The sequence below is a fragment of the Rhodococcus sp. PAE-6 genome (assembly GCF_025290685.1).
Taxonomy (GTDB): domain Bacteria; phylum Actinomycetota; class Actinomycetes; order Mycobacteriales; family Mycobacteriaceae; genus Rhodococcus; species Rhodococcus pyridinivorans.
On sequence record NZ_JAOCLZ010000002.1, the window covers coordinates 297,253 to 322,289 of the forward strand.

Annotated in this window: 25 protein-coding genes, 5 tRNA genes and 3 pseudogenes; 16 read left to right on the forward strand and 17 right to left on the reverse strand. The window is 67.5% G+C overall.

The genetic code is table 11. The annotated features are described in order from the left end of the window. Positions 1-16 precede the first annotated feature (16 nt). On the forward strand, positions 17-793 hold the full coding sequence (gene pstB / locus NVV99_RS05890) for a phosphate ABC transporter ATP-binding protein PstB (RefSeq protein WP_006551791.1): 777 nt from the start codon (positions 17-19) through the stop codon (positions 791-793). Between the two features lie 88 nt (positions 794-881). Here pstB and phoU read toward each other — a convergent pair whose 3' ends face one another. From phoU to NVV99_RS05920, 6 genes are all read right to left on the reverse strand, one after another. Continuing rightward, positions 882-1,604 carry a phosphate signaling complex protein PhoU gene (phoU, locus tag NVV99_RS05895; protein ID WP_006551790.1) on the reverse strand — a complete coding sequence of 241 codons (723 nt, stop codon included), beginning with the start codon at positions 1,602-1,604 and terminating at the stop codon, positions 882-884. 85 nt (positions 1,605-1,689) lie between these two features. Further along, positions 1,690-3,507 carry an LCP family protein gene (locus NVV99_RS05900; protein WP_041803548.1) on the reverse strand — a complete coding sequence of 606 codons (1,818 nt, stop codon included), beginning with the start codon at positions 3,505-3,507 and terminating at the stop codon, positions 1,690-1,692. Between the two features lie 851 nt (positions 3,508-4,358). Next, complete coding sequence (gene dusB, locus NVV99_RS05905) at positions 4,359-5,501, reverse strand: tRNA dihydrouridine synthase DusB (RefSeq protein ID WP_024103024.1); 1,143 nt, start codon at positions 5,499-5,501, stop codon at positions 4,359-4,361. Positions 5,502-5,668: 167 nt separating this feature from the next. Further along, positions 5,669-6,622 (reverse strand): acyl-ACP desaturase, encoded by a 954-nt coding sequence (locus tag NVV99_RS05910; RefSeq protein WP_024103025.1) that lies wholly within the window; start codon positions 6,620-6,622, stop codon positions 5,669-5,671. Positions 6,623-6,827: 205 nt separating this feature from the next. Further along, on the reverse strand, positions 6,828-7,430 hold the full coding sequence (locus NVV99_RS05915) for a DUF937 domain-containing protein (protein ID WP_019290016.1): 603 nt from the start codon (positions 7,428-7,430) through the stop codon (positions 6,828-6,830). Between the two features lie 86 nt (positions 7,431-7,516). After that, a complete protein-coding gene (locus NVV99_RS05920; protein ID WP_006551784.1) occupies positions 7,517-7,978 on the reverse strand; it encodes a hypothetical protein in 462 nt (153 codons plus the stop codon). Positions 7,979-8,165: 187 nt separating this feature from the next. On the opposite strand from NVV99_RS05920, the gene NVV99_RS05925 reads away from it, so the two are divergent. Beyond that, positions 8,166-8,804 (forward strand): hypothetical protein, encoded by a 639-nt coding sequence (locus tag NVV99_RS05925; RefSeq protein ID WP_024103026.1) that lies wholly within the window; start codon positions 8,166-8,168, stop codon positions 8,802-8,804. 84 nt (positions 8,805-8,888) lie between these two features. Here NVV99_RS05925 and NVV99_RS05930 read toward each other — a convergent pair. Beyond that, positions 8,889-8,961, reverse strand: a tRNA-Lys gene (locus tag NVV99_RS05930). A gap of 333 nt (positions 8,962-9,294) precedes the next feature. On the opposite strand from NVV99_RS05930, the gene NVV99_RS05935 reads away from it, so the two are divergent. The 8 genes from NVV99_RS05935 (at position 9,295) to NVV99_RS05970 (ending at position 13,796) form a co-directional block, all read left to right on the forward strand. Then, on the forward strand, positions 9,295-9,954 hold the full coding sequence (locus NVV99_RS05935) for a TetR/AcrR family transcriptional regulator (protein ID WP_006551782.1): 660 nt from the start codon (positions 9,295-9,297) through the stop codon (positions 9,952-9,954). Positions 9,955-10,054: 100 nt separating this feature from the next. Continuing rightward, a tRNA-Glu gene (locus NVV99_RS05940) sits at positions 10,055-10,127 on the forward strand. 54 nt (positions 10,128-10,181) lie between these two features. Then, a tRNA-Asp gene (locus tag NVV99_RS05945) sits at positions 10,182-10,255 on the forward strand. A 39-nt stretch (positions 10,256-10,294) separates the two neighbouring features. Continuing rightward, positions 10,295-10,371, forward strand: a tRNA-Phe gene (locus NVV99_RS05950). A gap of 85 nt (positions 10,372-10,456) precedes the next feature. Further along, positions 10,457-10,530: transfer RNA gene (locus NVV99_RS05955), tRNA-Asp, on the forward strand. Positions 10,531-10,754: 224 nt separating this feature from the next. Further along, the gene (locus tag NVV99_RS05960; protein WP_024103027.1) at positions 10,755-11,993 is read left to right on the forward strand and encodes a glycosyltransferase family 4 protein; all 1,239 of its coding nucleotides are present in this window, start codon (positions 10,755-10,757) and stop codon (positions 11,991-11,993) included. Continuing rightward, positions 11,987-12,718 (forward strand): class I SAM-dependent methyltransferase, encoded by a 732-nt coding sequence (locus tag NVV99_RS05965; RefSeq protein WP_024103028.1) that lies wholly within the window; start codon positions 11,987-11,989, stop codon positions 12,716-12,718. The genes NVV99_RS05960 and NVV99_RS05965 overlap by 7 nt, the downstream gene beginning before the upstream one ends. Next, positions 12,705-13,796 (forward strand): prenyltransferase, encoded by a 1,092-nt coding sequence (locus NVV99_RS05970; RefSeq protein ID WP_041803549.1) that lies wholly within the window; start codon positions 12,705-12,707, stop codon positions 13,794-13,796. Before NVV99_RS05965 ends, NVV99_RS05970 begins: the two co-directional genes overlap by 14 nt. 1 nt (position 13,797) lies before the next feature. Here the strand turns inward: NVV99_RS05970 and NVV99_RS05975 are convergent, their stop codons facing one another. Continuing rightward, positions 13,798-14,460, reverse strand: coding sequence for a class I SAM-dependent methyltransferase (locus tag NVV99_RS05975; RefSeq protein WP_006551778.1), 663 nt, complete (start codon positions 14,458-14,460; stop codon positions 13,798-13,800). Positions 14,461-14,508: 48 nt separating this feature from the next. Further along, positions 14,509-15,246, reverse strand: a complete 738-nt coding sequence (locus tag NVV99_RS05980) for a phosphotransferase family protein (protein ID WP_024103030.1) — start codon at positions 15,244-15,246, stop codon at positions 14,509-14,511. 83 nt (positions 15,247-15,329) lie between these two features. Here NVV99_RS05980 and NVV99_RS05985 point away from each other — a divergent pair. Further along, positions 15,330-15,494, forward strand: a pseudogene (locus tag NVV99_RS05985) (short-chain dehydrogenase); the annotation flags it as partial. 34 nt (positions 15,495-15,528) lie between these two features. On the opposite strand, the gene NVV99_RS05990 reads toward NVV99_RS05985, so the two are convergent. After that, positions 15,529-15,756 (reverse strand): hypothetical protein, encoded by a 228-nt coding sequence (locus tag NVV99_RS05990; RefSeq protein WP_197481815.1) that lies wholly within the window; start codon positions 15,754-15,756, stop codon positions 15,529-15,531. Between the two features lie 93 nt (positions 15,757-15,849). On the opposite strand from NVV99_RS05990, the gene NVV99_RS05995 reads away from it, so the two are divergent. Next, positions 15,850-16,485, forward strand: a complete 636-nt coding sequence (locus NVV99_RS05995; protein WP_024103032.1) for a TetR/AcrR family transcriptional regulator — start codon at positions 15,850-15,852, stop codon at positions 16,483-16,485. A 97-nt stretch (positions 16,486-16,582) separates the two neighbouring features. On the opposite strand, the gene NVV99_RS06000 is transcribed toward NVV99_RS05995, so the two are convergent. Beyond that, complete coding sequence (locus tag NVV99_RS06000; RefSeq protein WP_252174248.1) at positions 16,583-16,855, reverse strand: oxygenase MpaB family protein; 273 nt, start codon at positions 16,853-16,855, stop codon at positions 16,583-16,585. 46 nt (positions 16,856-16,901) lie between these two features. Continuing rightward, positions 16,902-17,306 carry an oxygenase MpaB family protein gene (locus NVV99_RS06005; protein WP_260782766.1) on the reverse strand — a complete coding sequence of 135 codons (405 nt, stop codon included), beginning with the start codon at positions 17,304-17,306 and terminating at the stop codon, positions 16,902-16,904. Between NVV99_RS06005 and NVV99_RS06010 the strand changes: the two are divergent. The 3 genes and pseudogenes from NVV99_RS06010 to NVV99_RS06020 all read left to right on the forward strand — a co-directional run. Further along, positions 17,250-17,991 (forward strand): annotated as a pseudogene (locus tag NVV99_RS06010) (cytochrome P450); the annotation flags it as partial. The gene NVV99_RS06005 and the pseudogene NVV99_RS06010 sit on opposite strands and share 57 nt — an antisense overlap. Positions 17,992-18,067: 76 nt before the next feature. Further along, the gene (locus NVV99_RS06015; RefSeq protein ID WP_024103033.1) at positions 18,068-18,628 is read left to right on the forward strand and encodes a TetR/AcrR family transcriptional regulator; all 561 of its coding nucleotides are present in this window, start codon (positions 18,068-18,070) and stop codon (positions 18,626-18,628) included. A 237-nt stretch (positions 18,629-18,865) separates the two neighbouring features. Continuing rightward, positions 18,866-19,018: pseudogene (locus NVV99_RS06020) on the forward strand (GMC oxidoreductase); the annotation flags it as partial. Between the two features lie 49 nt (positions 19,019-19,067). Here the strand turns inward: NVV99_RS06020 and NVV99_RS06025 are convergent. Continuing rightward, complete coding sequence (locus tag NVV99_RS06025) at positions 19,068-20,531, reverse strand: FAD-dependent oxidoreductase (RefSeq protein WP_024103035.1); 1,464 nt, start codon at positions 20,529-20,531, stop codon at positions 19,068-19,070. 23 nt (positions 20,532-20,554) lie between these two features. After that, a complete protein-coding gene (locus NVV99_RS06030; RefSeq protein WP_024103036.1) occupies positions 20,555-21,400 on the reverse strand; it encodes an LLM class F420-dependent oxidoreductase in 846 nt (281 codons plus the stop codon). 163 nt (positions 21,401-21,563) lie between these two features. Between NVV99_RS06030 and NVV99_RS06035 the strand changes: the two genes are divergently transcribed. Continuing rightward, entirely contained in the window at positions 21,564-22,247 is a 684-nt protein-coding gene (locus tag NVV99_RS06035) for a TetR family transcriptional regulator (RefSeq protein WP_006551749.1), read from the forward strand. A 47-nt stretch (positions 22,248-22,294) separates the two neighbouring features. On the opposite strand, the gene NVV99_RS06040 is transcribed toward NVV99_RS06035, so the two are convergent. From NVV99_RS06040 to NVV99_RS06050, 3 genes are all read right to left on the reverse strand, one after another. Next, positions 22,295-23,122, reverse strand: a complete 828-nt coding sequence (locus NVV99_RS06040) for a hypothetical protein (RefSeq protein WP_037217111.1) — start codon at positions 23,120-23,122, stop codon at positions 22,295-22,297. A gap of 169 nt (positions 23,123-23,291) precedes the next feature. Then, positions 23,292-23,399, reverse strand: coding sequence for a methionine/alanine import family NSS transporter small subunit (locus NVV99_RS06045; RefSeq protein ID WP_006551747.1), 108 nt, complete (start codon positions 23,397-23,399; stop codon positions 23,292-23,294). Beyond that, positions 23,396-25,000 carry a sodium-dependent transporter gene (locus NVV99_RS06050; protein ID WP_019289992.1) on the reverse strand — a complete coding sequence of 535 codons (1,605 nt, stop codon included), beginning with the start codon at positions 24,998-25,000 and terminating at the stop codon, positions 23,396-23,398. Before NVV99_RS06050 ends, NVV99_RS06045 begins: the two co-directional genes overlap by 4 nt. Positions 25,001-25,037 lie beyond the last annotated feature (37 nt).

Sequence of the window (25,037 nt, forward strand, 5' to 3'; positions counted from 1 at the left end):
CAGTAGGGAGCCGGTAATGGCTAAGCGTCTGGATCTCAAGGACGTCAACATCTACTACGGCAAGTTCCACGCCGTGGCCGACGTGACGCTGTCCGTGCCGCCGCGGAACGTCACCGCCTTCATCGGCCCGTCCGGTTGCGGCAAGTCCACCGTGCTCCGGTCGATCAACCGCATGCACGAGGTGACGCCCGGCGCCCGTGTCGAGGGATCCATCCTCCTCGACGGCGAGGACATCTACGATCAGAACGTCGACCCGGTCGGTGTGCGCAAGACGATCGGCATGGTCTTCCAGCGTCCCAACCCGTTCCCCACGATGTCGATCCGCGACAACGTCGTCGCCGGCCTCAAGCTGCAGGGTGTGCGCGACCGGAAGACCCTCGACGAGATCGCCGAGAAGTCGCTGCGCGGCGCCAACCTGTGGAACGAGGTCAAGGACCGTCTCGACAAGCCGGGCGGTGGCCTGTCCGGTGGTCAGCAGCAGCGTCTGTGCATCGCCCGCGCCATCGCGGTCCAGCCCGACGTGCTGCTCATGGACGAGCCGTGCTCGGCCCTCGACCCCATCTCGACGCTGGCCATCGAGGACCTGATCGGTGAGCTGAAGAAGGACTTCACCATCGTCATCGTCACGCACAACATGCAGCAGGCCGCGCGCGTGAGCGACCAGACGGCCTTCTTCAACCTCGAGGCGACCGGCCGCCCGGGTGGTCTGGTGGAAATCGACGACACCGAGAAGATCTTCTCGAACCCGAGCAAGAAGGCCACCGAGGACTACATCTCCGGCCGCTTCGGCTGAGCCGCCACTACCTACACGAGACCCCGACCGGATTCGTCCGGTCGGGGTCTCGTCGTTCGTGTGCTTATTGCACTCGACAGTCGTGGGCTCAGGGGTTCTGCGCTCGGTGGTGCTCCGGGTAGACGGTCAGACTGTCCACCTTCTCCACGAGCTGACGGATCTCCTCCTCGGTGGGGAGCTTGCCGGTCACGAGGAAGATGACGCGGCGGCCCACCTCGACGGCGTGATCGGCGAACCGCTCGTAGAAGCGGCCGAGCAGGGCGACGTCGACGGCGGCTGCGACGCCGTGCGCCCATTCGCGGTCCATGAGCACGGTGAACAGGTGTCGGTGCAGATCGTCCATCGCCTCGTCCTCGTGGTGGAGGCGGGCGGCCCGGGCGGGATCACGGGTCTCGAGAATCTCCCGTGTGGCGGCACCGAGGGCGACCGCGATCCGTCCCATCTCGGCGAAGTAGCCCTTCACCTCGTCGGGGAGCACGTGCTTGGGATGACGTCGGCGGGTCGCCTTCGCGATGTGCAGTGCGAGCGCACCCATGCGGTCGATGTCGGCCACGATCTGGATGCCGCTGACGACGGCACGCAGATCGCCGGCGACCGGACCCTGCAGGGCGAGCAGCTGGAACGCCTTCTCCTCGCAGATCGTGACGAGTTCGGTGATCTTCTCGTGCTCGTCGATCACCTGCTCGGCGAGAGCGAGATCGGCTTCGAGAAGAGCTCTGGTGGACCGCTCCATCGCGGTCCCGGCGAGCCCGGCCATCTCCCCGAGGAGATCGCCGAGTTCGCCCATCTGTTCGTTGTAGACGACGCGCATAGTGGCACAGCCTACGACCTCGAGCGGTCCGAACGGCGAGCATCGGATGAACCAGAGGTGAACGTCGACGGCCGAACAGTGGTGTCTACGTGCACAGATCGTCGGCGGCGTTGGTGATCGCGAGATCGGCGGGGAGCTCGACCGACGACTCCGACCGGGTCCGGATCTGCATCGGGGCGAGCGGCGTGCCCGCGGGGGTGGGAGCGACGACGGTGCCGTCGAAGCTGGTACCCAGGACGATCTCCACGATGCTGCCCAGCTGGGCCGAGGGCGGAGCCTCCTGCAGCACCGCACCGGGGAAGGCCGAGGCCACCGTCGCAGCGTCGGTCTCCTGTCCTTCGCTGAAGCGGATCACGGTCTGCTTGCTCGTCCCGGAGGCATAGTTACCGATCGAGTAGACCGGAAAGCCGTAGGCGGCGACCTCCTCGGCGGTGCCGGCCGCCAGCCCGGACAGACCCGACGCGTTCGAGACCTGCACCGACACCGTCGACGGATCGACAGCGAGCTGGGCGGGCAGCGGTTCGGCCGGGGGAGCGGCCGCGACCTCCGTCGGGTCCTCCCCCCGCTTCTCACCCGGCAGAGGGAGATCGTCGATGATCGCGGTGAAGATCGCCTTGATGTCGTCCGTGCGCGGGATCTCGTTGCCCCAGTCGTTGGTACCGGCCGTGGGGATGGTCAGGAAGGACACCGCACCCGCCTCGACGTTCTGCATCGAACGCCCGAGTTTGACGAGCGACTCGGCGTTGACGTTCTCGACGAAGGTCGCGCGGGTGAAGGCGCTGATGAAGCCGTTGAGCTTCACGGGATCGAACAGCACCTTGTTCGACAACGTCGAGCGCAGCAGCGACGACAGGAACTTCTGCTGCCGGCTGATCCGGCCGTAGTCGCTGTTGCCCTCCTGGTCGATCTTGCGGGCGCGGACGTAGTCGAGTGCCCGCTTGCCGTCGAGCGTGTGGGTGCCGGGAGTCTCGATCAGGGGACCGAGTTCGTTGTCGTACAACGGTATGGAGGTGCACACCTCGACGCCGCCGATCTCGTCGACCATCGATTCGAAGCCGGCGAAGTCGATGCCCACGAAATGGCCGATCCTCAATCCGGACATCTTCTGGATCACCTTGACCAGGCACTTCGGTCCGCCGAGGGCGTAGGTCGCGTTGAGCTTGTCGCCTTCGGCGGCCGGATAGAGCTCGGAATCGTATTCGCCGGTCGTACTGTCCCATCCGCGACAGACCGGTCGATCGACGTCCAGATCGCGGGGGAACGACACCGCGACCACGCGGCTGCGATCGGCGGGGATGTTGACGAGGATGACGGTGTCGGCACGAGCGCCCTCGGCGTCGTCGACCGTCCCGGCGCCGATCTCACCGCTCGCGCCGGCGCGGGTGTCGGTGCCGATGATCAGATAGGTCTCGTCGCCGGTCTGACCGACCGGGTCGACGATGTCCTCCGACTCGGTGTCCAGCGCGGCGATCTGGGAGAAGCCGGCCTCCGTGGACCGGACGTATCCCCACACCGCAGCGTTACAGAGGAACGCGAGGACCGAGACGAACGCCACCGCCGCTCTCGCCGCGAACCTCAGACGCTTCCGCTTGCGCTGTTTGCTCTGCGCGAGCCGGCCGAGAGTCGCGTTGCCCACCGTGCGGGGCCGAGCGGAGCCGTGCGCCTTCTCGTCCGTCGTCCGGTCGTCGTTCTCGTCCTCGGCGGGCGACGCAGCGCCCTCGGGGGACACCGCATCGATCTTGACGGTCGGCTGTTCGTCCGCGATCGGCGGTTGCTGTCGAGGAGGCGTCTGCGGCGGTCTGACGGTCTGCGGCGACCCGGCGGGAGGCACCGGGCGCGAGTCCGCGGGAGGCACCGGGCGCGAGTCCGCGGGAGGCACCGGGCGCGAGTCCGCGGGAGGCACTGCTCGAGGGGGCTGCGCCGAGGCCGGGGGAGTCGGTACCGGGGGCGGAACGGACGGGAGGCCCGCCATCCGATCGGGAGCCTGGATGTGCGGCGGGACGGGCTTCTCCGGCGGCCGGGGCCGGGACGGTCCCGGGGGCACCCGGGGAGCACCGGGCTGCACCGGGGGGGCGACCGTGGTCGGCGGTCCCGAAGAAGCCGGCGGCACCGGAGGGCTGGGAGGTCCCGACGGAGTCGGCGGCGCAGCCGGAGGCGGCGTCCTGCGCGGGAGTTCCGTTCGACCGGCATCGTCCTCGGTCGCGACGTGCCGGGCGGATTCCGGGTCGCGGGGACGGGCCGGGGGCAACGACGAGGTGGACGTGTGCGGCGGATCGGCCGGGGGCGGATCGGTGGGCGGATCCGGCCGGGGGGACGGATCGGATCGTCGTCCCATCTTGTCGAGCAGTTCGGCGACCGTGAGCTGCTCCGGATCGTCCGAGTCCGCGGCCCGGCGGTTGCGTGCACTCTCGTGGCGACGCGAATCGGGATCGGTGTCGTCGGAGCGGTGCACCCCACCCGAGCGGCTGCGGCGGGACGAGCGGGATTCGCGGTAGCTGCTGTCGGCGATCGGCCGTTCCCAGGGAGCGCGAGGATCCGGGGATCCTGTCTCGTGCTCCTCGTCCACCGATACCTGCTCTTTCCGCGGTCGCACCGCCTCGGATCCGTCGTCGTCCACGTGATCGCTCACCGGCGACCGTCGCGAGGACTCCGCAATGATACTGATCGTCTGTTTCATGTGACGGTGACGCGGCTGTGTCGCACGACATCCACCGGTCGATCCGTCTATCGTCCGGGACTACATGCCGGGACGGGTTACCCGCCCGAGTGCATCATGTCGGCGCCCTCGGGCACGCAGGTGTCCTCGGGATCGTCGAGCCAGCCGTCGGGCAGAGCGACGCTGCTCGGGGAGCCCTGACGTCCCCGCGGGCCTTCGGCATCGGCGGGGAAGGGTACGTCGTGGTCGAGTTTGCCCAGCAGGTCGTCGAGTTCGGCGAGCGTCGACACGCGGGCGAGGCCGTTGCGGATCTCCGAACCCGCAGGGAAACCACGCAGATACCAGGCGATGTGCTTGCGCATGTCGCGCAGACCGCGATCCTCGCCGTGGTGATCGGCGAGCAGTTCGGCGTGCCGCCGCATGATCTGCGTCACCTCACCGAGATTCGGCGGGGTGGGGATCGGGCGACCGCCGAGCGCGGCGCTCAGTTCGGCGAACAACCACGGACGTCCGAGGCAACCGCGACCGACGACGACGCCGTCGCAACCGGTCTGCGCCATCATCTTCTCGGCGTCGGAGGCGTCGAAGATGTCGCCGTTGCCGAGCACGGGCACGTCGGTGACGTGCTCCTTCAGCCGCGCGATTTCGTCCCAGTCGGCCGCTCCGGAGTACCGCTGCGCAGCGGTCCGGGCGTGGAGGGCAACGGCCGCGGCACCCTCGGCGGCCGCGATGCGACCGGCGTCGAGATGTGTGTGGTGCTCGTCGTCGATCCCGATGCGGAACTTGACCGTGACCGGGATGTCGGTGCCCTCGGTCGCGCGGACGGCGGCCGCGACGATCTGCCCGAACAACCGGCGCTTGTAAGGGAGGGCCGACCCTCCGCCCTTGCGGGTCACCTTCGGGACCGGGCATCCGAAGTTCATGTCGATGTGGTCGGCGAGGTTCTCGTCGACGATCATCTTCGCCGCCGCGTAGGTCGTGCCGGGATCGACGGTGTAGAGCTGCAGCGACCGCGGCGTCTCGGTGGGGCCGAAGGTCGTCATGTGCATGGTGACCGGGTGCCGCTCGACGAGGGCGCGGGCGGTGACCATCTCGCAGACGTACAGGCCCGACGTGCTGCCGGCCCGTTCGAGTTCGAGTTCGCGGCACAGCGTGCGGAATGCGACATTCGTCACTCCCGCCATCGGCGCCAGCACGACCGGGCTGTTCAGTTCGAGCGGGCCGATACGGAGGGAAGACATGGGTACCTCTGGAAAACGTTGTGTGACAAAGAAATAGCGTGCCCGTCAGTGATGGGCCGCGGAAACGACTGTGCCCGGCACCGAAAACGGCACCGGGCACAGGATAACCTCCGCCGGACTCGGGCGGCTGTGTGCATCCGGACTCGGGCGGCTGTGTGCATCCGGACTCAGGCGTGCGCGCCCACCTTCTCGCGCTTGGCAGCCTCGCGGGCGAGGGAGCGATCGCGCATCTCCTCGAACCGCCCCGCCTGACGTTCCAGTTCGTCGAGGAAGTTGCCGAGCTTGTCGAGATCCTGCTGCGCCTCGCTGCCGAGATCTCGCTCGAAGATCCTCCACTTGCGCAGCACCGGCATCACGACGTCGTCGAGGTGCTGACGCAGGTCGTAGATGCCGTGCTTGGCCATCAACACACCGTTGCGACGGAAGTTCGGCATGCCGGCACCCGGCATCTGGAAGTTCTCGAGCACCTCGACGATCGCGGCGAGCGTCTGGGCCGGAGCGATGTCGATCGCCGCGTCGCAGATGTTCCGGTAGAAGATCATGTGCAGGTTCTCGTCGGCGGCGATGCGCTGGAGCATCTTGTCGGCGATCGAGTCGTCGCAGGCACGACCGGTGTTGCGGTGCGACACGCGGGTCGCGAGCTCCTGGAAGGTCACGTAGGCGACGGAGTGGAGCATGCCAGTCGAGTTGGGGGACGCGAAGCCGTTCGTCATGTGCTCCATGCGGGCGTTCTCGAGTGCGACGGGATCGACACCGCGCGTGACGACCAGGTAGTCGCGCATGACGATGCCGTGGCGGTTCTCCTCCGCGGTCCACCGGCCGACCCAGGTGCCCCAGGCGCCGTCGCGCGAGAAGCTCTCGGCGATCTCCCGGTGGTAGGAGGGCAGGTTGTCCTCGGTGAGGAGGTTGGTGATCATGGCAGCCTTGGCGACCTCGTCGAGCTTCGACTGCTCGGGTTCCCAGTCGACACCGCCCATCGCGGCGAAGTTCCGGCCCTCGTCCCACGGCACGTAGTCGTGAGGGTGCCAGTCCTTCGCCATCGAGAGATGCCGGTTGAGGTTCGCCTCGGCCACAGGCTCCAGCTCTCGCAGCAGCTCCAGTTGAGTCAGGACTCGCGTCATACTCTTCTACCCCTCACATCGTGTCCGTGTATTCCGCCGGCCTACGGAGGAGGGGAGCCCGGCCGTTCGTCGCCGCGGCACGCGGTGCACCGGTGGCCCCCCACATTCGCCCGGATCACGGTACAGGTCCGAGCGGCTCGAGGACAGTACCGTCCCGCTCGTGCCGTATCACACGGACGAGCGGAACGTGCGGTTCCGGAGGGTTTCAGCGCTTGCCTCCACCGAGAAGTCCCCCGAGGAGACCGCCGAGTCCACCACCCGAACTGCCGCCGAGCACGCTGCCGAGGACGTCGCCGATCCCACCGCCGGAGCCGACCGATCCACCACCGGCGTTCTTCAGCAGACCCCCGAGGAGATCGGCGAGACCTCCGCCCTGCGGAGCGCTCGCGGTGTTCGTTCCCGCACCGCCACCGATCTGCTTGGCGAGATAGGACAGCACGATGGGGGCGATGATCGGCAGGACCTTGGCGATCAGATCGTTCCCACCGGCGCCGTTCACGGAACCGAGGGTCGAGATCACCTGATCCTTCTTGTCGCCGAAGACATTGGAGACGATCCTGTCGCCGTCCTCGGTGTCGATCCCGTCGACGTCGACCTGACCCTCGGCCAGGTTCGACTCGGAGTGCTTGCCCAGCGCGGAGAGCAGCGAGGCCGCCCCGGTCGGATTCTGGGCGTTGGCGTCGAGACCACCGACGAGGGTGGGGAGTGCGGCGCGGACGGCCGTCTCCGCCGTCGCGTTGTCGACACCGAGTCGCTGCGCCACCTGGTCGACGGGAATGCGGGACATCAGATCGTCGAGACTTGCCATCGTTCCTGCCTTGGCTCGTGGGTGCCCCGAAGTGGCCACCCGGTGCCGAGAGGGTATCGGGACGAAGCCCGTTGCAGCGGGAGGCGTCAGTCGAGCGAGGCGGCGCTCGTCGGCGAACGGCGCAACGCGATCAGGCAACACAGCAGTGCGACGAGCGTGCCGCTGAGCAGGAGCACCGTCCCGTTCTGATTGGTCAGGGTCGTACTGCGATTGAGTTCGACGTACTCGCCGTGGGTCTGGAACAGACGCGTCCAGAACACCGCGGCCGTCGCGACACCGATCAGCGTCCCGGCCCAGCCGACGGCCACCGAGTCGAACAGTGCGGCAGCGAGGAGCAGGATCGCGGCCACGACCAGCGGTACCGCGAGGGACTCGTACAGCGGTAGACCCGGGACCGCGACACCGGCGAGATCGCCCTCGGGGAAACCGTCGCGCAGCGCCGACAGGGGAATCTCGGTGGGTCGTATTCCGCCGACCACCGGCAACACCGACCCGATTCCCAGAGCGACGGCGGCCAGGAACAGGCCCAGGTCCACGAAACTGCGCATGTTCCTCCCCGGACGATGAACATTCGATTACCCCTGCGGCTCACCGTATACAAAGACGGGCAACCGCACCGGGTGAAATTCGCAGTGCGAAGAGACCTGCCCGAATGCACTGCTCCGAACGCGGTGGTCCGTAGGGTGAGATGCGCACGGCAGGTGCACATGGACCGATCGGCCAGGAAGGTTCGAAATGACGGACATGAATGTCGACGAGACCGGTTCGCGGAAAGGCTTGCCGCCGTGGGCGAAGAAGACCATCGCCGTGGTCGTGGCGCTGATCGTGCTCGTCATCGCCTACTACACCCTGGCGGCGTTCGTTCCTCGCTGGTGGGCGCAGCGGATCGCAAACCTCGCCGAGGGCGGCTTCGCGCGCGGAGTGCTGTGGGGTCTGCTCTTCGGCATCCTGTGCACGGCGATCCCCATCGCGCTGCTCGCGTGGATCTGGCAGGTCCGCAACTGGCGGTACAGCCGCGGGCTGCAGATCACCTTCGGCGTGCTCGCGCTGGTGGTCGCCCTGCCGAACCTCATGACCCTGGCGGTCGTGCTGGGTACGGGGAACGGTGCGCACGCGGGGGAGCGGATCCTCGACGTGGACGCGCCCGGCTTCCGCGGCGCCACGCTGATCGGCGCGATCGTCGGAGCTCTGTTCGCGGTGATCTTCGTCGTCGCGCTCACCCGCTACCGCAAGCGCGGACGTGATCTGAAGCAGGCCCGCACGGATCTCGAGCAGCGCCGGATCGAGCAGGAGCGCCTCGAGGCGCGCCGTGAGGCGGAGAAGGAACTCGGCCGGAACACCGACGACGTCCCGCCCGGCTCCCACCGTCTCTGACGAAGGACCCGGACTCCGACGAAGGACCGTGGGACGTTCCGGAACGACGAACGCCGGCGTCGTGTACGACGCCGGCGTTGCCGGTGCCCCCAGTAGGGCTCGAACCTACGACCTGCGGATTAAAAGTCCGTAGCTCTACCAACTGAGCTATAGGGGCATGGGCGCACAGTGTAACCACACCGCAGTGATCACACCGCATGGTCCGGTGACCACATCACAGGGTGAGCCACGCTGCGCGATCGATGATATCGGACATCCGGCGGTGCGGACGCCACCCGTGACGAATGGAAAGAGGCTCGGGTGCCCACCCCCTGCTCCGCACCCGAGCCGGACAAAGCGTACCACTCGGTGTGTTCTGTGGAAACCCGGGTGTCGGGGGTGGAGTTTCACATTTCACCCGGTGGAACACGGCCTGGAAGCGGGGTTGTGAGGGGGCAGACTAGAGTTGTCTCGTGGGGGAACACAGGAACGTGGAAGGCCGAATTTCCCCATGCCTCGTCAACAGGAGCGTGCGCGTCGTACGCGGGCTGCGATCGTCCGATCGGCAGCCACCGAATTCGCGCGGCGAGGTTTCGCCGCAGCATCGATCAACGCCATCCTCGAGCAGTCGAACGCCACCAAGGGTGCGATGTACTTTCACTTCGCGTCCAAGGAGGATCTGGCCCGGGCGGTGCTCGACGAAGGACTCGAGCACTACCGTGCCATCGTCGGCAGGTGGATGGACGTCCCCGATCTCGACCCCTTCGAGCGGCTGCACGGTCTCGTCGGTGATCTCGGTGCGGCTCTGCACGACGACGTGGTCATCGCCGCGGAGTTCCGTCTGGTCACCGAACCCGAGTTCGCGGAGGAGGTCAGGCTGCGCGGCAGCGTCCTGTGGGGGCGGGCCGGCTACCAGCTGGCGCGCGAAGCGCAGGAGAAGGGCCTGTTCCGGCCCGATGTCGACCTCCAGCGTTTCGTCGAGGCCATCGCGTCGTCACTCGCCGGTCAACGCTATCTCGCCGACCTCACGTCGCCGGAGACCGACGTCCGCGCCCGTTTCGAGGCCTGCGTGGAGGTGCCGCTCGAGGCGATGGCATCGGAGCAGTGGCTCGCGCAGTGGCGGGAGAAGGGCTGGCCGAGCAGACCCAACAACGACGAATCAGCCACTTGACCTGCTGATTTGTGATTCGCGAATGCCGTGGCATAAGCTGTCCAAGCTCCCAACGGAACGCCAAACCCGTTGAGGGTGCGGTTCGGAGAAATCCGATCGGGCCCCCTTCGTCTAGCGGCCTAGGACGCCGCCCTTTCAAGGCGGTAGCGCGGGTTCGAATCCCGTAGGGGGTACGCTTCGACCTCGTCGAAGTGTGCAGTATCTTGGTGTGAGAAGTGAATATATATGGCCCTGTGGCGCAGTTGGTTAGCGCGCCGCCCTGTCACGGCGGAGGTCGCGGGTTCGAGTCCCGTCAGGGTCGCTCCAGAGTTTCGATCGGCATTCGGTTCGGGTGCCGTCCGGCCAGGTAGCTCAGTTGGTACGAGCGTCCGCCTGAAAAGCGGAAGGTCGCCGGTTCGATCCCGGCCCTGGCCACCACGGTTGTCCGGCGAACAACCATCAATTTCATATCTTCGACCCACCGGTTGCGGTGGGTCGAGCTGTGGGAACTCCGGTTCCTCATGGCCCTGTGGCGCAGTTGGTTAGCGCGCCGCCCTGTCACGGCGGAGGTCGCGGGTTCGAGTCCCGTCAGGGTCGCTCCAGGCGAAGCCCCGGCATCACATCGATACCGGGGCTTCGTCGTCGTCACCTGTTCGCGGTCCGGTGTCTGCGTCGTGGTCCCACTCGTATCGCCGATCCGCACCGGGTGCGGTCCGGCTCGCTATCGTGAGGACACAAAACATGTTCTAGTGTGTGCCCTACACAACTAGTGGACATCTGTCCGAGCGACCTGGCCCTCCGAGCGAACCCCGAGGTGGAATGTGCGCGTAGCTCTGTTGTCGTACCGGAGCAAGCCGCATTGTGGGGGTCAGGGGGTCTACGTCCGCCATCTCAGTCGCGAACTCGTCGCCCAGGGACACACCGTCGAGGTGTTCTCCGGGCAGCCGTACCCCGAGCTCGACCCCGGCGTGACGCTCACGAAGGTGCCCAGTCTCGATCTCTACCGCGACGACGATCCGTTCCGCACCCCGAAGCTGGGTGAGTACCGCGACTGGATCGACGTCCTCGAGGTCGCCACCATGTGGACCGCCGGTTTCCCCGAACCACGCACCTTCGGTCTGCGCGCCGCACGACTGCTGCGCGACCGCCTCGGCGACTTCGACGTCGTGCACGACAACCAGTCGCTCGCATCCGGCTTGCTGCGCATCGCCGAGGACCTTCCTCTCGTCGCGACGATCCACCATCCGATCACCCGCGACCGCGAACTCGATCTCGCCTCCGCGACCACCCTCAGCCGTAAGGTCACGCTCCGGCGCTGGTACGGATTCCTGCGCATGCAGGAGAAGGTGGCCCAGCAGATTCCCACGCTGCTCACGGTGTCGGAGAACTCGGCCGACGACATCCGCACCGCCTTCGGGATCGAATCCGAACGCATCCACACGATCCCGCTCGGCGTGAACACGGAGGTGTTCGCGCCGCGGAAGGACGAGCGAGTTCCCGGTCGGATCGTCTGCGTCGCGAGCGCCGACGCCCCGCTCAAGGGTGTTCCCACCCTGCTCGAGGCGGTCGCGAAGCTGCGCACCGAACGCGAGATCGAACTGGTCCTCGTCTCGAAGCTCGCCCCGGGCGGCGCCACCGAGAAGCTCATCGACGAACTCGCGATCGGCGACGTCGTGCGCACCGTCTCCGGGATCGACGACACCGAACTCGCCGACCTGCTCGCCTCCGCCGAGATCGCGGCGGTGCCGTCGCTGTACGAGGGATTCTCGCTGCCGGCCATCGAGGCGATGTCGTGCGGAACACCGCTCGTCGCGAGCCGCGCCGGGGCCATCCCCGAGGTCGTCGGGGACGCCGGTCGGCTGGTGCCTCCGGGCGACGCCGAACAGCTTGCAGCAGGGCTCGCGGGCCTGTTCGACGACCCGGCCGAGCGTCGGCGTCTCGGCACGAAGGGCCGCGAGCGTGTGCTCGAACGCTACAGCTGGGCGGCTGTGGCCGCGCAGACCGCCGCGATCTACGACAAGGCGATCGCCGCGCATCGAGAGGGGAAGAACGGATGCTGACCGTCGACTTCGACCGCCTGGGCGTCGTACCGGGGATACGCGCTCTCGACATCGGGGCCGGCGCGGGGCGCCACTCCTTCGAGCTGTACCGCCGCGGCGCGGATGTCGTCGCCTTCGACCAGAACGCCGACGACATGAAGGCCGTCGCCGACATGTTCGTCGCGATGGAACTCGAAGGCGAGGTCCCCGAGGGTGCGCTGGCCCGGGCCGAGGTCGGCGACGCGCTCGCGCTGCCGTACGACGACGCGACCTTCGATCTCGTGCTCATCTCCGAGGTGCTCGAGCACGTGCCGGAGGACGAGCGGGCCATCGCCGAACTCGTCCGGGTCCTCAAACCCGGTGGTGTCGCGGCCGTGACCGTGCCGCGCTGGCTGCCGGAAAAGATCTGCTGGGCCCTGTCGGACGCCTACCACGAGGTGGAGGGCGGGCACATCCGCATCTACAAGGCCGACGAACTCGCCGCGAAACTCGCCTCAGCCGGTCTGACGGTCTCGGGCACCGACCACGCCCACGCACTGCACGCACCGTACTGGTGGCTCAAGTGCGCCGTCGGCGTCGACAACGACGACAATCCGCTGACGAAGGCGTACCACCGGCTGCTGGTCTGGGATCTTATGAAGGCCCCGTGGATCACTCGCACGGCCGAGAAGATCCTCGATCCCGTCATCGGGAAGAGTGTCGTGTTCTACCTCGAGAAGCCGGGAAACGCCGGTGCGGCGCGGTGAATCCGCGCGCGTGACGGTGCCGTCGGTGCCGGGTGTGCTGTCGCCGGAACAGAGCCTGGCGACGGGCCGGGCCATCGCGCGGATGCAGGAGCCCTCGGGCGCCGTCCCGTGGTTCCCCGGTGGGCACATCGACCCGTGGGATCACATCGAATCCGCGATGGCGTTGACCGTCATCGGTTTACGCGAAGAGGCGGACGCCGCCTTCGAGTGGTCGCGGCGGACGCAGCGCGCCGACGGGTCGTGGCCCATCCAGTTCCGGGGCGACATCGTCGAGAACCACGACACCGACAGCAATTTCACGGCCTACATCGCCGTTGGCGTATGGCACCACCATCTCGTGACGGGTGATCGCGGGTTCGTCGAGCACATGTGGCCGACGGTGCGGGCAGCGCTCGACCTCGTGGTCGACATGCAGTTGCCGGGCGGCCAGATCTCCTGGGCGCGAGGCGACGGCGGGATGTTCGACGAAGCGCTGCTCACAGGCTGTTCGAGTATCCACCAGAGTCTGTGGTGCGGTCTGCGGATCGCCGATCTGATCGGTGAGGCGCAACCCGAATGGGAGGTCGCGCTGATCCGTCTCGGCCACGCTCTGCGTCGGCATCCCGAGGCGTTCACGCCCAAGCCCGAGTACTCGATGGACTGGTACTACCCGATCCTCGGGGGAGCGGTGCGCGGCACCGATGCGCACGAACGGATCCGCGAACGCTGGTCGGATTTCGTCGTCGACGGTCTCGGGATCCGGTGCGTCGACCATCGTCCGTGGGTCACCGGAGCCGAGACGTGCGAACTGGTCCTGGCGCTCGACGCACTCGGCCACGCCGGGCGTGCCCGCGAATTGTTCGCGGCCATGCAGCATCTGCGCGACCCGGACGGTTCGTACTGGACCGGTCTGGTCTACGCCGACGGCAAGCGCTGGCCGGTGGAGGTCAGTTCCTGGACCAGCGCAGCGGTGATCCTCGCCGCCGACGCGCTCTCGCGCACGACGGGAGGAAACGCGATCTTCCGGGATGCGGCGGCACCCGCCGACCAGGTGGGCGCCGACCGCTGCACCGAGCGTTGCCCGGTGCTCGTCCGGTAGTTCAGCTGCCGGGCCGTGATCCGACCGTGCCGGCGGTGCGTTGGAGAACCCGCAGCGAGGACGTCACCGACTTCTCGACGAACTCCCCGCTCTCCAGTGCGAGACAGTAGATCTCGTACGGAGGCCGGCCGCCGTCCTTCGGGTCGGGGAAGACGTCGTGGATGATCAGGGCGCCGCCGATGCGCACCCATCTCGCCCAGCCGTCGTAGTCCGCCCGGGCCGCCTCGCTGCTGTGTCCGCCGTCGATGAACACGAACGAGGCGGGGGTGCGCCAGAACGACGCCACCACAGGAGAATTGCCGACCACCGCGACGACGTGCGATTCGAGGTCGCCGTCGGCGAGAGTGTGCCGCAGTGCGCCGACCGTGTCGAGGCGGCCGGTGTGCGGGTCGACCAGCGACGGATCGTGGTAATCCCAGCCGGGCTGATGCTCCTCCGAACCGTGGTGGTGGTCGACGGTGACGATGGTGCCGCCGGTCGCCTTGGCCGCAGCGCCGAGATACACGGTCGAGCGGCCGCAGTAGGTGCCGATCTCGACGCCGACGCCGTCACCGAGATACTGCACCGCAGCCTCGTGCAGTGCGGTTCCCTCGTCCTGGGGCATGAAACCCGGTGTCGCCTCAGCGAGTTCGATCGCCTCACGGGGCAGGGTGGTGCGGGACATCGGATGGATCTCCGTTCTTCTCGCGTGATGCGGTGTATCCCGAGCACCCTACCGACCGGTCGCGCCGTCCGATGCTCTCGGACACGGCAGCATCGCGAAGCGGTAGTCGTCCCAGCACTGCTGCAGGCCGTAACACTCGACACCGTGGCACAGCAACGCGCGATGACAGGTCGAGACCAGGGCCTGCTCGTGCTCGCGCCGGACCGCCGGCGCCGGGCTCGTCCCGACGAAACACGCGAGGTCGCGGGCGGGAAGCCCCACCGTCAGGGTCTGCCAGTCCACCGGGACGACACCGCTCTCGCCACGGGGTGGGAACAGGAGGTTGTCGAGCCGGTAGTCGCCGTGCAGCAGCGCGAACCGGTCGGATCGCGCGAGCACCCACCCCTCGGTGAGCTCGGCGCAGGCCCACAGCGTGTCGCGGTCGTCGGCGCCGATCAGCTCGCCGCGACCGTCGACGAAGGGCTCGATGGCCGGGCCGTGCAACTCGGCGAGGATCCGTGCCTGCTCGGCGTCCGTCGTGGTGAGCCAGTCCGATTCGTGGAGGTCGGGTGCGCACCAGCGGGGACCGTGCAGTCCGGCGAGATTGCGGACGGCGTCGTGCGCCTCGTCGACGATGCACCCGGCGAGCTGGTCGCCGGGCAGTGCCGGGGCGGCGTCCTCGAGGAGGAGGGTGAACTCCCCGTCCTCACCGACGGTGACGTGATAGCAGCTGGGGGTGAGCACCGCGACGGACGGCTCGATGTCGCTGTAGAAGCGTGCCTCCCCGCCATAGGCGCCGGCGAGCATCCTCCGTGTCCCGGGATCGGGTGACGGCAGCTTCGCGACGAGTGAGTAACAGATCGGTCATGGTGCGCTCCGGCCGGGGTTGGCTCTACGCCTTCCTCGTGAGCGACCTGGCGTCCGTGACCGGCGGAATCTTCGCCGGCTCCGGATGCTTTGTCGGTCGGTTCGATAAGCCGGCACCGACGCTGCCGGCGTGGCGGGACCACAACACGTCGCCGTCCCGGACGCTCGACAAATTCGCCCACCTCGTGGAAGGCGCGAGTCGTGCGGGAGCGCCGGATCAGGTCAATCCTCGACGAGCCACTTCCAGCCCTTGGTACGCACCACCATCAGCAGTCCGACGGCGAGCAGGAGTGCATGCCCCGCGAGATGCAGCGGCGCGGGCAGGTCGACGTAGTTGAGCGCGAACCAACTCTTCGAGTCGCTGAAGAGATTGTTGATCAGGCCGCCTCCGCCCTGGACGATGAACAGGACACCGACGAGCGTCGCGATCGATTCCACGAATGCCTCCACATTTTTTACGATACATTTGTATTGATCCGATTCCCACGCTACGGTAGGGAAACAAATAAATCAATACAAATCAACTGAAATGAGGGTGATGCCGTGACGGTTCGCGGGCTCGGGGCGACGCACGACGAGAGGCGGTGGGAGATCCTCGACGCGGTCTTCACCGTCGTCGACACCGAAGGTGCCCAGCAGGTGACGATCAGGCGCGTCGCGGCGGTGGCGGGCGTGTCGGTGGGGCGGGTCCAGCACTACTTCCCGACCAAGGACGACCTGTTGACGGGAGCGTTCACTGCAGTCAACGAACTGGGAACCGAGCGCGTGCGGCGACGGACCTCGGAGAACGGTCTCGAGGGGGAGGGTCCCGCATCGATCCTCGACGCCGTGTTGACCGAACTGATCCCGGAGACGGCCGACGACTGCCGGCTCGTGCGCGTCGCGCAGGCGTTCGAGACGTATGCGTACACACGATCCGAGCTGAAGGACCGCGTCGTGCGCGGATACGACGAACTCGTATCGCTCCTGGCGCAGCTGATCGGCGGATGTCTTGACACCCACGGCGGCAAGCAGGCAGACGCGGCACGGTTCCGGTCCCGGGCCTACGAACTGCTCGGTCTGGCAACCGGTCTCGCCGCACTGGTCGTCGTGGACGCTCTCGCGCCGCGAGCGGCCCGCGACATTCTGACGCACCGCCTCACCGAACTGCTCGACACGTCGCCCGAGGCGGACGGGTGACTTCGTCGTGTGAGGGCAGGGCTCAGAGGACCCGCAGCCCGAGACGTCGCCGCGTGCGCAGATCGAAAAGGTAGGCCTTCCACAGCAACGGCCACACCTACAGCGTGACGCGGTGCAGGCGCCGGACCGCCACGAGATAGCTGTCGAAGCGTCGCTGGTCGTCGGCGGTCCAGGGATAGTGCATGAGGTCGCGGAACTCCGGCGGCAGTGCACCGCGGGTGATCAGTTCGAACGACCGGCCGAGCACCCGGTGGATCCCGCGGCCCAGTCGTCCGAAACGCTTCTCGAGAAACGCGAGATCGCAGACTCCGGTGAGGTACTCGCGCACCTGCTCGTTCATGGAGATGTCGGCGACACCGGCCTTCCACAGTTCCTCGTACTCCTCGCGGGTCGTGGGCCACGACCCGGCCGGACGTTCAGCGTCGTCGCGAGGGTCGCGCCGTCGCGAAGGGCGCGCGGGCGTACTGCTCCTCGGTGAGCAGGCCGTACAGGAACTCGTGCTGGTCGATGAAGTACTCGAGCAGGCAGACCGCGACCCACAACTGCAGGGCGGGGGAGTTGGCGCTGTAACGGACCTCCGCGCCGGGTGACGACGTGATCCGCGCGTGGATCTTCCGCACCGACTTGCGGACGAAATCGCGGTCGGCCTCGGTGCCGAACACCGCGACCGCCAGATAGGTGCCGGTCGTGAGGGCCCGCTTGACTGGATGGAGATCGGCACGGCCGGTGTCGACCGTGCTGTCGACGACCCCCTGGCCGACGCCGAGGAGACACGCCTGAAACAGGCGTCCATGCTGCTCGACCTCGACCCGCCGGAGCACACCCGCCTCGGGCAACGCGTGAGCCGTGGCTTCACCCCGCGCATGGTGAAGACGCTCGAGGAGCGCATCCGGCGGACGTGCGAACGCACCGTCGACGCCGCGATCGAGGCCGCACGCGACGGCACGGTGATCGACTTCATCCCGGCGATCTCGGCACTCCTGCCGCTGGAGGTGATCGCAGCGCTGCTGGGCGCACCGGCCGAGGACGTCGGCAAGCTCTACGACTGGTCGAACCGCATGATCGGCTGGGACGACCCCGAATGCGGCACCACTCAGGAGGACGACGAACTCGCCGCCGCCGAGATCTTCCTGTACGCCAACGAGATCGCCGCGCGACGACATCGCACGCCCACCTGTCCGGCGTCGATCGGCGACCAGCAGGTCGAACGGGGCGACAATGTGATCGTCTACTACCCGAGCGCGAACCGCGACGAGGAGGTCTTCGACGACGCGCACATCTTCGACATCGGGCGCGAGCACGATCCGCACGTCGCCTTCGGCGGGACGGGCGTGCACTTCTGTCTCGGGGGGACATCTGGCGCGGTTCGAACTGCGGATCATGTTCGAGACCCTCATTGCCCGTATCGACGGGGTCGAACCGGCCGGCGAACCGCGGCGGTTGCGATCGAACTTCATCAACGGCATGAAGTCCATGCCCTTCCGTATCCACCGACGAGAGCGCTGAATTCGCCGAATGAACGCGCTGCGGGCATTGCCGACCCCCTCCAACCGTAGTAATGTCCAGACATGTGTCCAGAAACGTGAATCTCGAATCGACCCGTCGTCGCTTGACCGAGAAACAGGCCGACACGGTTGCGAGGCTCACGCAGGCCGCGGTCGAGGTGCTCCGCGAGGAGGGATTCACGGGGTTGACGGTGCGTATGGTCGCCGCCCGCGCCGGTGTCGCCCCAGCCACCGCCTACACCTACTTCTCGTCCAAGGAACACCTCGTCGCGGAGGTGTTCTGGCGTCGCTTGGCCAACGCTCCCACGGCCGACGCCGAGAGCGCGAGCCGTGCCGATCGGGTGGTCGCGGTGCTGCGGGGAATCGCGCTGTTGCTGGCCGACGAACCCGAACTCGCGGCCGCGGTCACCAGTGCATTGCTCGGTCACGACCCCGACGTCGAACACCTGCGTGCGCGCATCGGACTCGACATCCGTCACCGGGTCTCGGCAGCCCTCGGCGCCGACTCCGATCCCGACGAACTCGAAGCACTCGAACTGCTCTACGCCGGCGCGCTCGTCCGGGCCGGCATGGGCTACGGCACCTACGAGAAACTCGCCGACAGGCTGGAGACATCCGCCCGACTTCTATTGGAGTGATCCACGATCCAGGCATCCCCGGGCTCCGCGTCGCACGCAGGGCCCGCTTCGCCCGATCCACCGACGCTCGGCGCCGTGATCTTCAGCTCCGCCTGTGTGGGTATGCCCGACTACACCGATCCCGCCGGACCGTTGATGGTCGTCACCGGCCCGCTGCCGTTCCCTGTCGATGTGGGAACGACCACGATGATCGGTCTGGGGATCGTCGACGGCCGAGGAGTCCGGCACTACGACGCCGGTCGCGTGCACGGCCAGCCCGGCCTGTATGTGGTGGACGGCGCGAAGATCCCGGGATCGACCGGGGCGTGCAATCCGTCGATGACGATCGCGGCACTCGCCGGGTACGGCGCCGATCGGATCGTCTCACGCGACCTGGATCGCGTGTTCTGACCTGACGGGTGGTTCCGGTGGCTCGGCCGCGGGAACCACCCGTTCGGTCTCAGCCCTTCGCGGCCGACAGACCGGCGCGGCGACCGAAGAAGCTTCCGTCCCCCAGCGACGTGCCGCTCGCATAACCCCACGCGCACACGCCCGACGTGCAGCGACCGGCGGCGAACAGGCCGGGGATCGGATCGCCGGACACGTGCAGCACTTCCGAGTTCACCGAGGTGCGCAGACCGCCGAGCGTGAAACCTGCTGTGCAGTTACGGAGATCGAGCGCGGCGATCGGGCTGCCGATGGGCTTGACCCACTCGCTCTTCTTGCCCAGCACCGGATCGCTGCCGTTCTCCGCGTGCCTGTTGTAGACCTCGACGGTCGCCTGCAACGTCCCGGCAGGCAGTTCCATGTCGGATTCGAGTTCGGCGACGGTCTCCGCGACCCACTTCGGACGGAACCGGAAGAAGGGCGTCGAACTCGTTGCCGCACAACCCTCCTCGTACGCCTGTTCGTCGATGATCAGATAGGCCTGGTTGTCGTTCTTCAGCAGCGTGAGCTGACCGATACGGCCCGGATAGGTGTCCTCGGGGACGTACCGCTGACCGCGGCCGTTGACGAGGATGCCGCGGGCCATCAACTGCGGGTCGCCGAAGAAGGCGACCTCGGTGGCGTCCATGTGCGCGAGATCGGCGCCGAGCGCCTGCGCCATGCGGATCGCACGGCCGTCGTGCTCCTCGATCGCCGCACCCGGGCGACCGCTGAGCTGCGGCGCGTACGACTCGACCATCTCCTGGTTGTACGCGAAACTGCCGGTCGCGAGGACGACGCCGCGGCGGGCCCGGATGTGGACGTCCTTGCCGTACTGCTTGGCCGTCAGGCCCACGACGCGTCCGTCGCCGTCGACGATCAACCGCTGCACCCGCACGTCGTATTCGGCACGCACACCGAGGCTTTCGGCGACCTGGGAGAGCGGCTGCATGAGCATGTACCCGCCACCCTTCTCGCCGGTCCGCTTGTCGGTCATCTGCGGGACGTGGCCGCGCGGGGCGGGCGTCGCGATCTCGTTGAAGGGCGCGGAGTTCTCGCCGCCGGAGTACATCAGGCCGTCGTCACCGGGGATCTCCCACCCGGGTTCGCCCCAGAAGCTCTCCTTGAACACCACGCCGTTGTCCACGAGCCACTCGTAGTGTTCGACGCTGCCCTCGCAGTACTCGATGATCTTCGCTTCGTCGGCGCCCGGCCCGAGCGCGGCGAGCATGAACGCCTTCATGTTCTCGGGCGTGTCGTCGAATCCGAGGGCCTTCTGCAGCGGGGTGCCGCCGCCGAGGTAGACGATGCCGCCCGACAGTGAGGCCGCGCCGCCCCAACCGCTGGTCCGCTCGAGCACGAGCACGTCGGCACCCGCGCGGGCGGCCTCGATCGACGCCGAGACACCGGCGATGCCGTAACCGGCGACGACGACGTCGGCTTCGTGGTCCCAGGTGGAGACGCTGCCGGCGGGAAGGGGGTGGAGATCGGTGCTCATCGGGGTCCGTTCGGGGTCGGTGATCAGTGGTCGAGTTTCGAGGCGAGTCGGCCGATGTATGCGACGACGTCGTCCTGGGCGCGGTCGGGCAGACCGAAGATCACCTCGGTGACCCCGGCGTCCTCCCAGATCTTCAGTTGTTCGGCGTCGTGACGGCCTGCCAGAGCGAGGATCTCGGGAGTTCCGGCACGACCGGCGTCGGCCCAGGCCTTGTGGAGACGGGCGACGTTGTCGACGACGTTGTTCTCCGTGGGGGTGGTGATCCAGCCGTCGGCGTGGCGGACGATCCAGTCGAAGTTGCGGTCGGTGGAACCGGCGCCGAGGAAGATCGGGGGCCGTGGTTGCTGCACGGGTTTCGGCCACGCCCAGCTCGGCCCGAATGCGACGAAGTCTCCCTCGTAGGAGGCCTCTTCCTCGGTCCACAGCGCCTGCATCGCTTCGAGATACTGGCGCATGGCGGTGCGCTTCTTCTTCGGCGGTACGCCGTGGTCGGCGAGTTCTTCTGCGTTCCAACCGAATCCGACACCGAAGTTCACCCGGCCGCCGGAGAGGTGATCGAGGCTCGCGATGGTCTTGGCGAGCGTGATGGGGTCGTGCTCGAGGGGCAGTGCGACGGAGGTGCCCAGTTTGATCGTCGACGTCACCGCGGCTGCGAGCCCCAGCGCCACCCACGGATCGAGGGTGCGCATGTAACGGTCGTCGGGAAGGGTCTCGTTGCCCGTTCCCGGATGCGCGGATTCGCGGCGGATCGGGATGTGGGTGTGTTCGGGCACGTAGAAACTGTCGAAACCGCGACTCTCCGCGGTCGAGGCAGCGACTTCGGGCCGGATTCCCCGGTCGCTCGTGAACAGGGTGATTCCGTGGCGCACAACAGCCCCTCTCCAGACGGTGACGGAGAAAATGTAACGCGTTCTACATCCGGAGGGAAGAGATTTCCGGACACCTGTCCGGTTGCGGCCGGTCGGCCGTACGAAAAGGCAGTCGTCCCACGCTGAACTATCCTCGAAACGGGCATGAACGGAAGGTGGCGTGATGACGGAGCAGTCGACGACGGAGACCGCGGGCGAGGAGTCGGCGTCGACGCAGACCTCGCGGCCGGCCCTCGGGTCCACCCGGTCGCCCGGTGCGGGCCTGCGACCGGCACAGCGGGCGCGGTACATGCGGATCATCGCCTCCGCCGAGGAGCTCGCCTCCGAGGGTGGATACGACGCCGTGCAGATGCGGGCGGTCGCAGACCGATCCGGTGTCGCTCTCGGCACGGTCTACCGCTACTTCCCCTCGAAGAACCACCTGCTCGTCGTGGCGCTCGTACTCGAATTCGAGACCGCCGCCGAAGCCGTGACCACCGTGGAGATCCCTGGCGACAGTGCCGCCGAGCGCCTGATGGGCGTCCTGCGCGGAGTGATGCCGCGTCTGTCCGAGAACCCGCTGCGCTACGACGCGCTCATCCGGGCGGCGATGTTCGCCGACGCGTCCTCGGCGCCCGAACTCGACCGTCTCGGTGAGGTGCTCACCCGACTGTTCGCGCAGGCGGCAGGCATCGACATCGTCACCGAAGAGGTGCTCAACGCCGTGCGGATCATCGCCGACGTGTGGATGTCGGCGCTGGTCGCCTGGGTGGCGGGCCGGCAGTCGGTCGACGATGTGCTCGCGCACATGGACACCGCTGTCACGCTCGTGTTCGACCGGCTGAACCGACTGCAGCGGGCGAGCTGACGCCCACCCGCTGCAGTTCTGGGCTCCGCTCGGGAGCTCTGGTTCGATCAGGCCGGCACGTCCACGATGCCGATCGTGGGCAGGAAGAAGCACTGCGTGTCGCCGTTGCGCACGTTGCCGAAGACGGCCGAGAGCACGGTGCCCGACCCCGTCTCGACCGGCGCGACCCGCACGCCACCCAGCGGCAGGGTGTCGGCGATGAAGGTCGTGATGGCCTGCTCGACGATGCCGCGGGCCTGGACGGGAAGGCCGGCCGGAATGGCTCCCGCCGCGGTCTCCTCCGGCGTGCCCATCGGGACGAAGCCACCCTGGAAGGTGTTGACGTTGAACCACGCGAGCTGGATGCCCGAGGTGTCGGCGTCCTCCTCGAGGCCGACGGGGACGAACGCGAAGAGCGTCTCACCGGGCGAGACGACGTTCAGGGTGCCCGGCAGCGGCGACAGGCTGCGGTTCGGCCAGGGCCCGGGCAGAGCACCCGCAACGGCGGGCACGGTGCCCAGCGGCAGGTCGCCGTCGGCCGTGCAGAACGGTGCGCCGGTGGGGTAGAGGAACGGTTCGACGCCGAGGCGACGCAGGAACTCCATGCCGTCCTCGTAGGCGCCGAGCGGTGTCGCTTCGGCCGCGTCGACAGCGCTTCCGCGTGCGTTCGCGATCGCTTCGGCGGCAGCGAGAGTCGTGGGATCGACGCCGGGCAGCGCGCGGAGAGCCTCGAGCGAGCTCACGAGCGGGCTCGTGGCGGGCGCTTCCGCCGGTGCTGCCGGGTCCGTGGGTGCGGGTTCGGCGCCGGCGATGGTGGGAAGCGCCAGACCTGCGGCGACGGTCAGGGCTGCGGCGGCCGAGATGCGACGCATCCGATTGCGGTGTCTGCGGCTCATATGGGGTTCTCCTCCTGTGGGTCGTGACACCCGGACGGGCTCTACCTAACTCTAAACTAGAGGTTTAGAGTACGACGGCTCCAGGAGACCACAAGGGCGGCGCTCCGGCCAGAGCGCCGCCCCGTGGTGTTACCGAACCGACACCCATGTGAGTCGGTGGTGCGGATGATCAGTCCGGATCGTCCGGATGCTTACGCAGATGCAGGATGCTCAGCAGGAGACCGCCCCACAGCGTGACGAGGGCGAGAATCATCATGGCGACGGCCGCTGTGCTCATCGGGTACCTCCTGTGGACGAGTCGGGTCCGGGTAAGGGAGCACCGGACGAAGCAGGCGCCTGGGCGGATGCGGGCGGACGGTTCTCGTCCAGCTCGTATTCCTCGTCGATTCCCCTGCGCCAGGGGATGAACGTCAGGAGGACGGCGAGGATGATCACGCCGGCCTGCACGCTCCAGCCGAAGGCCGTGACCAGGCTGTCGGGAAGACCGCCGTAGCCGTCGCGGACACGGTCGCGGATCTCGCTGAACAGCATGTAGCCGAGGACGAGCGGGGTGATGATGCCCGTGAACACCATCCAGCCCGTGCCGACCTTGAACGACGACACCGAGTTGAGGTGGTCGCGGAGTTCGGGCAGACGACGATAGATCCACGCGACCACCACGAGCGCCACGAAGGCGACACCCACGATGCCGAACTGGTTCGCGAAGCGGTCCACCACGTCGAGAGTGTTCAGGCCGGTGGTGGTGGGGAAGAGCAGCAGCGACACGATTGCCGACACACCACCGATGGCGAGTACCGCCGGCACCCGGCCGAGGCCCGTCTTGTCCTGGAAGGCCGAGACGGTCACCTGGATGATGCTGATCATCGACGTGAACCCGGCGAAGACCAGCGAACCGAAGAACAGCACACCGAAGAGCGGGCCGCCGGGCATCTCCGAGACGATCGTCGGGAAAGCGATGAAGGCGAGGCCGATACCGCCCGCGACCACCTCACCGACCTCGACACCCTGCGCCTGGGCCATGAAGCCGAGAGCGGAGAAGACGCCGATGCCGGCGAGCACCTCGAAGCTCGAGTTCGAGAACCCGACCACGAGACCCGAACCGGTGAGGTTCGTCTTGCGCTTCAGGTACGACGCGTAGGTCACCATGATGCCGAAGGCGACGGACAGCGAGAAGAAGATCTGCGCGTACGCCGCGATCCACACCCCGGTGTCGGTCAGCGCCGACCAGTTCGGGGTGAAGAACGCATCGAGACCGGCGGTCGCGCCGTCGAGGGTCAGCGACCGGACGACGAGCGCACCGAACAGCAGGACCAGCAACGGCACGAAGAACCGATTGGCGTTGCCGATACCGCGCTGGACGCCGAGAGCGAGCACCGCGAGCGTCGCGATCCAGACCAGCAGCAGCGTCCACGCGACGCCCGGCACGAAGCTCAGGCCGAAGGTCGCATCGGTGTCCTGGTTCAGGAACGAACTCATGAAGAAGCCTTCGGGGTCGTCGCCCCAGGCCTCGGTGATCGAGAAGAAGGTGTACCGCGCGGCCCAGGCCACGATCACCGCGTAGTACACGCCGATGACGAAGCACACCAGCACCTGCCACCAGCCGATGAATTCGGCGCCGCGGCGCAGTCTGCGGAAGGCCAGCGGCGGCGATCCGCGGAACTTGTGCCCGATCGCGTAGTCGACCAGGAGAAGGGGGATACCCGCGGTCAGCAGCGCGACCAGATACGGGATCAGGAATGCGCCACCACCGTTCTCGTAAGCGATGTACGGGAAGCGCCAGATGTTGCCGAGTCCGACCGCCGAGCCGATCGCGGCCATGATGAACACCGACCGGCCCGACCAGACTTCCCGTTTACGTGTGACCTCGTGCTGTGCCACGAACCTCGTCCCTCCATTCATCCGGATGGAGGACAAC

Bases quoted from the DNA above. Each gene is read 5' to 3' on its own strand.
- pstB (WP_006551791.1), top strand. From the start codon at position 17: ATGGCTAAGCGTCTGGATCTCAAGGACGTCAACATCTACTACGGCAAG.
- phoU (WP_006551790.1), bottom strand. From the start codon at position 1,604: ATGCGCGTCGTCTACAACGAACAGATGGGCGAACTCGGCGATCTCCTC.
- dusB (WP_024103024.1), bottom strand. From the start codon at position 5,501: ATGTCTTCCCTCCGTATCGGCCCGCTCGAACTGAACAGCCCGGTCGTG.
- NVV99_RS05910 (WP_024103025.1), bottom strand. From the start codon at position 6,622: ATGACGCGAGTCCTGACTCAACTGGAGCTGCTGCGAGAGCTGGAGCCT.
- NVV99_RS05915 (WP_019290016.1), bottom strand. From the start codon at position 7,430: ATGGCAAGTCTCGACGATCTGATGTCCCGCATTCCCGTCGACCAGGTG.
- NVV99_RS05920 (WP_006551784.1), bottom strand. From the start codon at position 7,978: ATGCGCAGTTTCGTGGACCTGGGCCTGTTCCTGGCCGCCGTCGCTCTG.
- NVV99_RS05925 (WP_024103026.1), top strand. From the start codon at position 8,166: ATGACGGACATGAATGTCGACGAGACCGGTTCGCGGAAAGGCTTGCCG.
- NVV99_RS05935 (WP_006551782.1), top strand. From the start codon at position 9,295: ATGCCTCGTCAACAGGAGCGTGCGCGTCGTACGCGGGCTGCGATCGTC.
- NVV99_RS05965 (WP_024103028.1), top strand. From the start codon at position 11,987: ATGCTGACCGTCGACTTCGACCGCCTGGGCGTCGTACCGGGGATACGC.
- NVV99_RS05975 (WP_006551778.1), bottom strand. From the start codon at position 14,460: ATGTCCCGCACCACCCTGCCCCGTGAGGCGATCGAACTCGCTGAGGCG.
- NVV99_RS05980 (WP_024103030.1), bottom strand. From the start codon at position 15,246: ATGCTCGCCGGCGCCTATGGCGGGGAGGCACGCTTCTACAGCGACATC.
- NVV99_RS06025 (WP_024103035.1), bottom strand. From the start codon at position 20,531: ATGAGCACCGATCTCCACCCCCTTCCCGCCGGCAGCGTCTCCACCTGG.
- NVV99_RS06035 (WP_006551749.1), top strand. From the start codon at position 21,564: ATGACGGAGCAGTCGACGACGGAGACCGCGGGCGAGGAGTCGGCGTCG.
- NVV99_RS06040 (WP_037217111.1), bottom strand. From the start codon at position 23,122: ATGAGCCGCAGACACCGCAATCGGATGCGTCGCATCTCGGCCGCCGCA.
- NVV99_RS06045 (WP_006551747.1), bottom strand. From the start codon at position 23,399: ATGAGCACAGCGGCCGTCGCCATGATGATTCTCGCCCTCGTCACGCTG.